10 protein-coding genes and 1 pseudogene are annotated in these 7,925 nt (G+C 47.3%); 5 read left to right on the forward strand and 6 right to left on the reverse strand.

From position 1 onward, the window contains the following. The 3 genes from dnaG to rpsU all read right to left on the reverse strand — a co-directional run. A partial coding sequence (dnaG, locus tag ACRCZA_RS14185; RefSeq protein WP_438675055.1) for a DNA primase occupies positions 1 to 935 on the reverse strand: 935 nt, incomplete at its 3' end. An 83-nt stretch (positions 936 to 1,018) separates the two neighbouring features. After that, the gene (locus ACRCZA_RS14190) at positions 1,019 to 1,462 is read right to left on the reverse strand and encodes a GatB/YqeY domain-containing protein (RefSeq protein WP_438675056.1); all 444 of its coding nucleotides are present in this window, start codon (positions 1,460 to 1,462) and stop codon (positions 1,019 to 1,021) included. Positions 1,463 to 1,468: 6 nt separating this feature from the next. After that, positions 1,469 to 1,684: a 30S ribosomal protein S21 gene (rpsU, locus tag ACRCZA_RS14195; RefSeq protein WP_006080725.1), complete on the reverse strand. Its 216-nt coding sequence runs from the start codon at positions 1,682 to 1,684 to the stop codon at positions 1,469 to 1,471. 215 nt (positions 1,685 to 1,899) lie between these two features. Here rpsU and tsaD point away from each other — a divergent pair, with 215 nt between their 5' ends. Further along, a complete protein-coding gene (tsaD, locus tag ACRCZA_RS14200) occupies positions 1,900 to 2,916 on the forward strand; it encodes a tRNA (adenosine(37)-N6)-threonylcarbamoyltransferase complex transferase subunit TsaD (RefSeq protein ID WP_438675057.1) in 1,017 nt (338 codons plus the stop codon). Positions 2,917 to 3,095: 179 nt separating this feature from the next. Here the strand turns inward: tsaD and plsY are convergent, their stop codons facing one another. Continuing rightward, complete coding sequence (plsY, locus tag ACRCZA_RS14205; RefSeq protein WP_438675058.1) at positions 3,096 to 3,707, reverse strand: glycerol-3-phosphate 1-O-acyltransferase PlsY; 612 nt, start codon at positions 3,705 to 3,707, stop codon at positions 3,096 to 3,098. A gap of 257 nt (positions 3,708 to 3,964) precedes the next feature. On the opposite strand from plsY, the gene folB reads away from it, so the two are divergent. The 4 genes from folB (at position 3,965) to ACRCZA_RS14225 (ending at position 6,647) form a co-directional block, all read left to right on the forward strand. Then, positions 3,965 to 4,315: a dihydroneopterin aldolase gene (gene folB / locus ACRCZA_RS14210; RefSeq protein WP_438675059.1), complete on the forward strand. Its 351-nt coding sequence runs from the start codon at positions 3,965 to 3,967 to the stop codon at positions 4,313 to 4,315. Positions 4,316 to 4,388: 73 nt separating this feature from the next. Beyond that, a complete protein-coding gene (gene folK / locus ACRCZA_RS14215; RefSeq protein WP_438675060.1) occupies positions 4,389 to 4,892 on the forward strand; it encodes a 2-amino-4-hydroxy-6-hydroxymethyldihydropteridine diphosphokinase in 504 nt (167 codons plus the stop codon). Positions 4,893 to 4,910: 18 nt separating this feature from the next. Beyond that, positions 4,911 to 5,711 carry an undecaprenyl-diphosphate phosphatase gene (locus ACRCZA_RS14220; protein WP_438675061.1) on the forward strand — a complete coding sequence of 267 codons (801 nt, stop codon included), beginning with the start codon at positions 4,911 to 4,913 and terminating at the stop codon, positions 5,709 to 5,711. Positions 5,712 to 5,816: 105 nt separating this feature from the next. Continuing rightward, on the forward strand, positions 5,817 to 6,647 hold the full coding sequence (locus ACRCZA_RS14225) for a putative RNA methyltransferase (RefSeq protein ID WP_438675062.1): 831 nt from the start codon (positions 5,817 to 5,819) through the stop codon (positions 6,645 to 6,647). 545 nt (positions 6,648 to 7,192) lie between these two features. Here the strand turns inward: ACRCZA_RS14225 and ACRCZA_RS14230 are convergent. Both ACRCZA_RS14230 and cca read right to left on the reverse strand, forming a co-directional pair. Beyond that, the gene (locus ACRCZA_RS14230; protein WP_007650000.1) at positions 7,193 to 7,459 is read right to left on the reverse strand and encodes an Lpp/OprI family alanine-zipper lipoprotein; all 267 of its coding nucleotides are present in this window, start codon (positions 7,457 to 7,459) and stop codon (positions 7,193 to 7,195) included. Between the two features lie 250 nt (positions 7,460 to 7,709). Continuing rightward, positions 7,710 to 7,925 (reverse strand): annotated as a pseudogene (gene cca / locus ACRCZA_RS14235) (multifunctional CCA addition/repair protein); the annotation flags it as partial.

The raw sequence follows: 7,925 nt of genomic DNA on the forward strand, positions 1-7,925 counted from the left end.
CCGGCACGGTCACCGTCATAACAGCAAATCACTTCTTTGGCACTGCGCAGCAATAACTGGAATTGTTCTGCGGTGGTAGAGGTGCCGAGCGATGCCACTGCGTAGTCCACGCCATATTGAGCCAGAGCAACAACATCCATATAGCCTTCAACAATCAAGACTTTATCCGGATCACGATGACGTTGTTTTAGTTCATATAAACCATAGAGTTCATTGCCCTTATGAAATATGGGCGTTTCTGGCGAATTCAAGTATTTAGGTGTGCCATCGCCTAAAACTCTGCCACCAAAGCCAATTACACGACCCCGTCTGTCACGGATCGGGAACATGAGTCGGTCACGGAATCTGTCGTAACGTTTGCCGGAGTCGTTACTGATCAACATGCCTGCGGTCAGCAACTTGTCCTGTGCGTCTGGATTTTGGCGGTAGCGGCTCAGTAAGCCATCCCAACCATCAGGAGCAAAACCAATGCCAAAATGCTCAACGATATCATCGGATAAACCGCGATAGGCGAGGTAATCGACGACCTTTTGTTTGTCTTGGTGTTGTCTTAATTGAACTTGAAAGTAACGGCTGGCGTCTTCCATTAATTGGTATAAGTCGCGACTTAACCCATCATCATGGCGTTTACCTGTGCCTTGCTCTCTTGGAACGGTTAATCCTAGTTGGCCTGCCAGATCTTCGATGGCATCAATAAAATCGAGGCGGTCATATTCCATCACAAAGTCGATGGCATTACCGTGGGCACCGCAACCAAAGCAATGATAAAACTGTTTATCTCGGCTAACAGTGAAAGAAGGTGATTTTTCGCTATGAAAAGGACAACAGGCAGAATAGTTCTTACCCGCCTTCTTCAAGGGCACCTTACGATCGATGAGTTCGACGATATCGGTGCGAGCGATTAGCTCATTGATAAAATCACGAGGGATTGCCATTGAATGTTGAACGTCTCGCTGAAAGCGAATTTAAACAAACAAGCCGCGCATAGGCACGGCTTGTTCATACATTGAAACGCTAATTATTGCAATTTTGCACGGATCATAGCGCCGATAGCGCCCATGTCTGCACGTCCTTGAACTTTAGGTTTTAATGCTCCCATTACTTTGCCCATATCCGCCATGGAGGATGCACCTATTTCAATAATAGTGGCATCGATGAACGCTGCGATTTCCGCCTCAGTGAGGGGAGTCGGCAGGAAAGCTTCAATAACTTGAATCTCTGCTGCTTCCGCTGCGGCCAATTCGTGACGACCTGCTGCTTCATATTGAGCAATCGAGTCGCGACGTTGTTTCACCATTTTGGTTAAGACCGCTATAACCTGCTCATCATTCAGAGATTCGCGGGTATCCACTTCAATCTGTTTGATGGCGGCTAATGCCATACGAATAGTCCCCAATTTCGCCTTCTCTTTGGCGATCATGGCTTGTTTCATATGGTCTTTTAGCTGATCAATTAGGCTCATAAGAGATTAGTATAAACGTACGCGACGTGCGTTTTCGCGAGAAAGCTTTTTAGCTAAACGTTTAACTGCAGCTGCTTTTGCGCGCTTACGTGCAGTAGTTGGCTTCTCGTAGAATTCACGAGCACGCACGTCGGCTAAAATACCAGCTTTTTCACAAGAGCGCTTGAAACGACGCAGAGCTACGTCGAATGGTTCGTTTTCACGTACTTTAATAATTGGCATACGCCATCACCCCTTAGGTGTAGGTTGTGTGGTTCAATTGCTCGAACCAAGTCTATTTAAAATGGTGCGGAATTTTATACCGAGACCTGTGGGCTTGTAAAGCCCTAATGCGACCTTGGTTGTCGGATAGGCGGAATAATCGGTCGGCGTAACTGGAGTAATTGCGGCTATGCAGGTAGAATTGGCGACCTTTGGTTATTTTATGATGAGGCACCATGCGGGTTCTAGGTATTGAGACATCTTGTGACGAGACTGGTATTGCCGTCTACGATGATAAGCTAGGCTTATTGTCCCACACTCTTTATAGTCAAGTGAAACTGCATGCCGATTACGGCGGCGTGGTGCCTGAATTAGCTTCCCGTGATCACGTGCGTAAAATTGTACCGTTAATCCGCCAAGCGCTTAAAGAGGCAAATAGCAGTCTTGCCGATATCGATGGCATTGCTTACACCAAAGGCCCAGGGCTGATTGGGGCGTTGCTCGTCGGTGCCTGCGTTGGCCGCTCACTCGCATTTGCTTGGCATAAACCCGCAATTGGTGTGCACCACATGGAAGGACATTTACTGGCACCCATGCTTGAAGAGGATGCCCCGGCATTTCCTTTTGTTGCTTTATTGGTGTCCGGTGGTCATTCGATGCTGGTGAAAGTTGATGGCATTGGTGAATATGAGGTTTTAGGGGAGTCGGTGGATGATGCTGCCGGAGAAGCCTTTGATAAAACAGCAAAATTAATGGGGCTAGATTATCCAGGGGGCCCAAGGCTTGCAAAGCTTGCAGCCAACGGCGTACCGGCCGGTTATCAATTCCCTCGGCCAATGACCGATAGACCTGGTTTGGATTTTAGTTTCTCAGGCCTTAAAACGTTTACCGCTAATACGATTGCCGCCGAGCCTAGCGATGAACAAACCCGCGCGAATATCGCTCGAGCATTTGAGGAGGCGGTGGTGGATACCTTAGCGATAAAATGCCGCCGAGCGTTAAAGCAAACCGGTTACTCTCGTTTAGTGATTGCCGGTGGTGTCAGTGCCAATACCCGTTTACGGGAAACCTTGGCCGAGATGATGGCCTCCATTGGTGGGCGAGTTTATTATCCCCGTGGCGAATTTTGTACTGATAATGGCGCCATGATAGCGTTTGCCGGACTACAACGTTTAAAGGCGGGGCAATGCGAAGGGCTCGCGGTAAAAGGCCAGCCCCGTTGGCCGCTAGATACCTTACCACCAGTCCGATAATGGCATGATGATTCGACTAAAAACTGCGCTTAGGCGCAGTTTTTGTCAGTGAGCAACGTCATTTTTCCCTTTTTAAATTAATAGCCCAACCCAGTGAAAGCCGCGCTTGGCGCAATGGCATTATTAGATTATTAGGTCACATCACAAGGGCCATCTTGCCGAATGCACGGCTGTGAGGCCTAGGGGGCATTGGGGCGTTTTTTGCGGGAAACCTTGGTTTCTTCGCCTTTCAGTAGACGCTGAATATTCTCCCGATGGCGGATGATGATCAGTGTCGATAACATGGCAACGGGGATCGTAAAGCGATCGTCAAGCCACCAAGTGTAAACCGGGGCAAGGAGTGCGGTGATCATGGCAGCAAGGGACGAGTAGCGGCTAATTAACAGCAAAATGACCCAAGATGCCAGCAGACAAATGGCCAGATCATCACCTATGGGTGCCATTGCACCAAAGGCGGTGGCGACACCTTTACCTCCCTTAAAACCAAAAAAGAGGGGGTAAATGTGCCCAAGGCAGGCTGCTATGGCGATAATCCCAAGGGAGATGGCGTTAATCCCCATTAAGTAGGCTAGGTAGGTTGGCAGCGCGCCTTTGAGCATATCAAAAAACAGCACCATCGCAGCCGAGCTGGCGCCACCGATACGCAGCACATTGGTCGCGCCGGGATTGCCTGAGCCTTGGGTTCTGGGATCGGGTAAGCCTCGAATTCGGCATACCAGCACAGCACTTGAGACAGAACCTGCCAAATAGGCGGCTACAACCATCAAAAGTGTCAGTGTTAATTGACTCACATTGGTTTCCTTACACGTCTTAAGGTATCATCGCGCCACAATTTAAAAAGCCTTCTCGGCTGGTGTATTCGGTCATTGGCCGATACCACAAAAGCTGAGACATTTTCTGAACGAACAAATCCTTTTAGAACATTATCCTACTTCGGATTTGCGCGAGTAGAAAGTAAATTAGTTGTCTGTCAGCGTATTGCGGATTATACAGGTTCAATCACCTTAAGCTTGTCAGACCTCCTTGTTGTGATTGTGTGGGAGACAAAATGGATAAGGTACTTATACGGCAATTACGTGTTGATACTGTGATAGGTGTCTACGAGTGGGAAAAATGCATCCAGCAGTGTCTATTGTTGGATCTCGATATGGCTTGGGACATTCAGGCGGCTGCGGCAACGGATGACTACGCCTCTGCGCTGTGTTATGAAACTGTGTCTAATCGATTGATCCAATTGATTACTGAGCATCCTATCCAGTTGATCGAAACCGTGGCTGAACGCGTGGCGCAATGTGTATTAAGTGAATTCAATGTGACATGGGTTAAAGTCGTAGTGATGAAACCTGGGGCTGTCGCCAGTGCTTCTACCGTTGGGGTTGAAATTGAACGCAGTCGCTAAAGGACTGTGGTTGCAATCTTCATGGTCATGTTGATGAGATTGTCGAGTAGTTAAGTAGGGTTTGGACATTGGCATGGCGCGGATTTATATCAGTTTAGGCAGTAATATTGAGCCTGTGCAGCATTTGCAGTCTGGGCTTTTGTCATTAAGGCAATGTTTTGGGCCGCTTGAGCTTTCTTCCATGTATGCGAGCCAAGCTGTAGGCTTTAATGGCGCGGATTTTTTAAATATGGTGGCGAGTGCCGAGACGTCTTGGGATGTCGCCCAGGTTGTTGCGCACCTTAAGCGAATTGAACGGGAGCACGGCCGCTCCGCGGGCGCGAAAAAGTTTAGTTCGCGCACCTTGGATTTAGACTTGTTGCTTTATGATGACAGGGTTTGCGACACCCCTGTGGCGTTGCCTCGAGCTGAGATCCTCACTAACGCTTTTGTGTTATGGCCCTTAGCTGAACTCGCGCCAGCCCTTTCTCATCCTCTTGCTAAGCAAACCTATGGTCAACTTTGGCAGCAGTACGATAAAAATTCACAGCGACTTTGGCCTGTGATGTTTGAGTGGCCTTCGGGGCTGACGTTTTAATTTGTTGATGGGATCGTAATGGATACGTTTCAGATAATTATTTTAGCTTTAATTCAGGGTCTTACCGAGTTTTTACCGATTTCTAGTTCTGCGCACCTTATCCTTCCGTCGGAACTTTTAGGATGGCAGGATCAAGGCTTATCTTTTGATGTTGCAGTGAATACGGGATCATTATTTGCCGTGGTGATTTATTTTCGCCATGAATTGTGGAACATGTTTACGGCTTGGGTATCAAGCATGGTTAAGGGGACTCAAAGTGATGACAGCAAGCTTGCTTGGTGGATCATCCTCGCCACCTTGCCTGCGGTTTGTTTTGGATTTATGGCAAAGGATTTGATTGAAACCTATTTGCGTAGCGCAGAGGTGATTGCCGTCACCACCATCGTTTTTGGTTTGTTGCTGTGGTGGGCGGATAAAATGTCGCGTCAAGAGTTAACGGTGTATCAAACGGGTTGGCGTAAGGCCTTACTGATAGGTTTTGCGCAGGCGCTTGCCTTGATCCCTGGTACATCTCGCTCAGGCGCGACGATGACCGCCGCGTTGATGTTGGGGCTAAGTCGGGATGCGGCAGCACGATTTTCGTTTTTAATGTCGGTCCCTGTGAGTTTAGGTGCCGCCATTTTAGTGGTGAAAGATCTTGCTGATAGCTCAGTTCCTATTGATTATCAAGCGTTAACCTTAGGCACTGTGGTGTCTTTTGTGGCCGCTTATGTCTGTATTCATTATTTCTTAAAAATCATTAGTCGTATGGGAATGACGCCTTTTGTGATTTATCGACTGGTACTCGGCGCAGTACTATGTGGGTTTATCTTTCTTTAGTCACCGTTAACACGTGCAATGTGTTGAAGGGCGGGTCTTGTGCCCGCCATTTGGCTGTCACGTGACTTTTTACAGGGTGACGCCGCTGTCATTTTGGAGCCAATTATGACACTCTCGTTTCAATGCCCAACCTGCGCTCTGCCATTGCAGCAGCATCAAGCGTCCCAAGGATTTTATTGTGGCAACAAGCACCATTTTGATCGCAATCCTCAAGGCTATTGGGTGTTTACTCAACCCCAAAGGCAAAAACCCACAGGGGATTCTCGCCAGCAAATCCGCGCAAAGCGTTTTTTATTAGAATCGGGCATTTTTGAGCCCTTGGTTGTGCAGTTGGCGCAGATCATCGGCGAGTACTATCAGCCGGATATGAGCTTATTGGAGTATGAATGTGCAGACGGGTTTTACCTTCGCGCGTTATCTGCCCAGCTAGCCCAGCGCCACGATGATCTGCTGCAATGGGTCGGGGTAGCGGATGCTGAAAATGCTATTTTTGCGGCGGCTAAAGCGCAAACTCCCGGAATATTGTGTTTAAGCACATCAAAAGTACTGCCTTTTTCCGACAACAGCCTAGATCTCGTGACGGTAATTGATAAGCCGCTCAAGGGAAAGGAGTTGGTCCGTGTACTGAAAGATCAGGGAGTGTTGCTGTTAGTCACCCTAGGTCCTCGACATCTGTGGCAATTGAAACAATACGTATATAGCGATCTCACCGAAAAATCACAGCAAGTGAATTTGCCATCGGGTTTAACTGTTAAGAGCAGTCATCCTGTACGCTTCACCTTAGATGTTACCGGGGAGCAAGCATTGACGCTCTTGGATATGACCCCTTACGCTTGGCGGGCGACCGATAAGATGAAAAATGCCATCAGAACACAACATTTTGCCGCGCTCGAAGTGGATTTTTTATTGGTGGTGACCCAAAAGACGGCTCCTTAGTTCGAACTCTTTGCGAGGGCTAGGGGCATCTGTTACTTGGGGATTATGCTAAGTGGCGTGTGTGGTGCTTTACTGCGATTCTGTGATTGGCTTAGAGTGTGGTTGTCTTAGAGTGTGGTTGGCTTGAAAGTGTGTCGCTTGGCAAATAGAGGGCTCGGCTGAAGGTGTGGCTTGGTTGGTGTTGCATGGTTGGCGTAGTGTCGTCTAGTTGTGCAGGTTTACACGAGTCGCTATCGCCGTCGTGGATAAATCGATTGGCGCCGAGCTTAAAGGCTGTGTGTTCAAGTGGGTGTTACGGCGAAGAGCGGCATCGCGGCTAAGAGAACTGTGGCTAAGAGAACTGTGGCTAAGATAGCAGTGTTTAAGATAGCGGTGTTTAAGAGAGCTGTCTTTAAACAGAGCAGTGTTTAACAATCGCTGCGTATAATGCATCGTAGGATGAAAAAAGGGCGATAAAAAAAGGCTTGGATAGATGTGCTATTCGCTTTCATCTCTCGCAAGCCTTTGATGCTTAACCTACAGAATGGTAGGTTAAATTGCTATCATTACTTCTTGTAACGAGAAGCAACGTTGTCCAGACGGTCGTTAGCACGTTTAGCTTCTGCTTGTGCGTCCATAGCTGCTGCTTTAGCATCTTTAACGTCTGCAGACAGTTTGCTTTGCTCAGATTTCAGAGAGCCGACATCAGCTGACAATTGATCAACTTTGTTGCCCAGAGTTGCAACGCTTTCTTCCAGAGCAGTAGTGTTTGCACAACCACCTAGTAGGGCAGTCATTGCTAAACCAGCAATCATCAGTACTTTTTTGTTCATTATAAAAAATCCCTTAAAATAGGTTGGATTTGAAAGTTTCGCCACTTTGTAATCGAAACTGCCTAATTATGACATAGCTATTTTAATTTGCTACGAATATTAATGACTTTAATCGCTGTAGATGTATAAATTTTTTTCAAAAGCTTTTTTTATAGTCAATTTGAACACTTTTTATCGAAAAAAGTGCGGCATTTCACCTAGAATCGCTTCGATTTTTACAACTCAGCTACAATATTTATTTTTGAATATCTTATGTTGCTGCTTGTTTTTTGAGTTTGAGCTGGGTTACAGCTGCAATTCGTCTTAAGTTAAGTTCTTTTTTTATTTCTGCCCCTTGAAAGCCGGCGCTAATGATATCACCGACATCTACCTGATTGGCCGTCGCAAAACACTGGTTAAGATAGTCGGCTTGTGGGTAGAGAGCGTGCTCAAATCCGCTGCGGCCACGCATGTCGGCGATACAACT

It is taken from the genome of Shewanella sp., from assembly GCF_051658185.1.
In the GTDB taxonomy this organism is placed as follows: Bacteria; Pseudomonadota; Gammaproteobacteria; order Enterobacterales; family Shewanellaceae; genus Shewanella.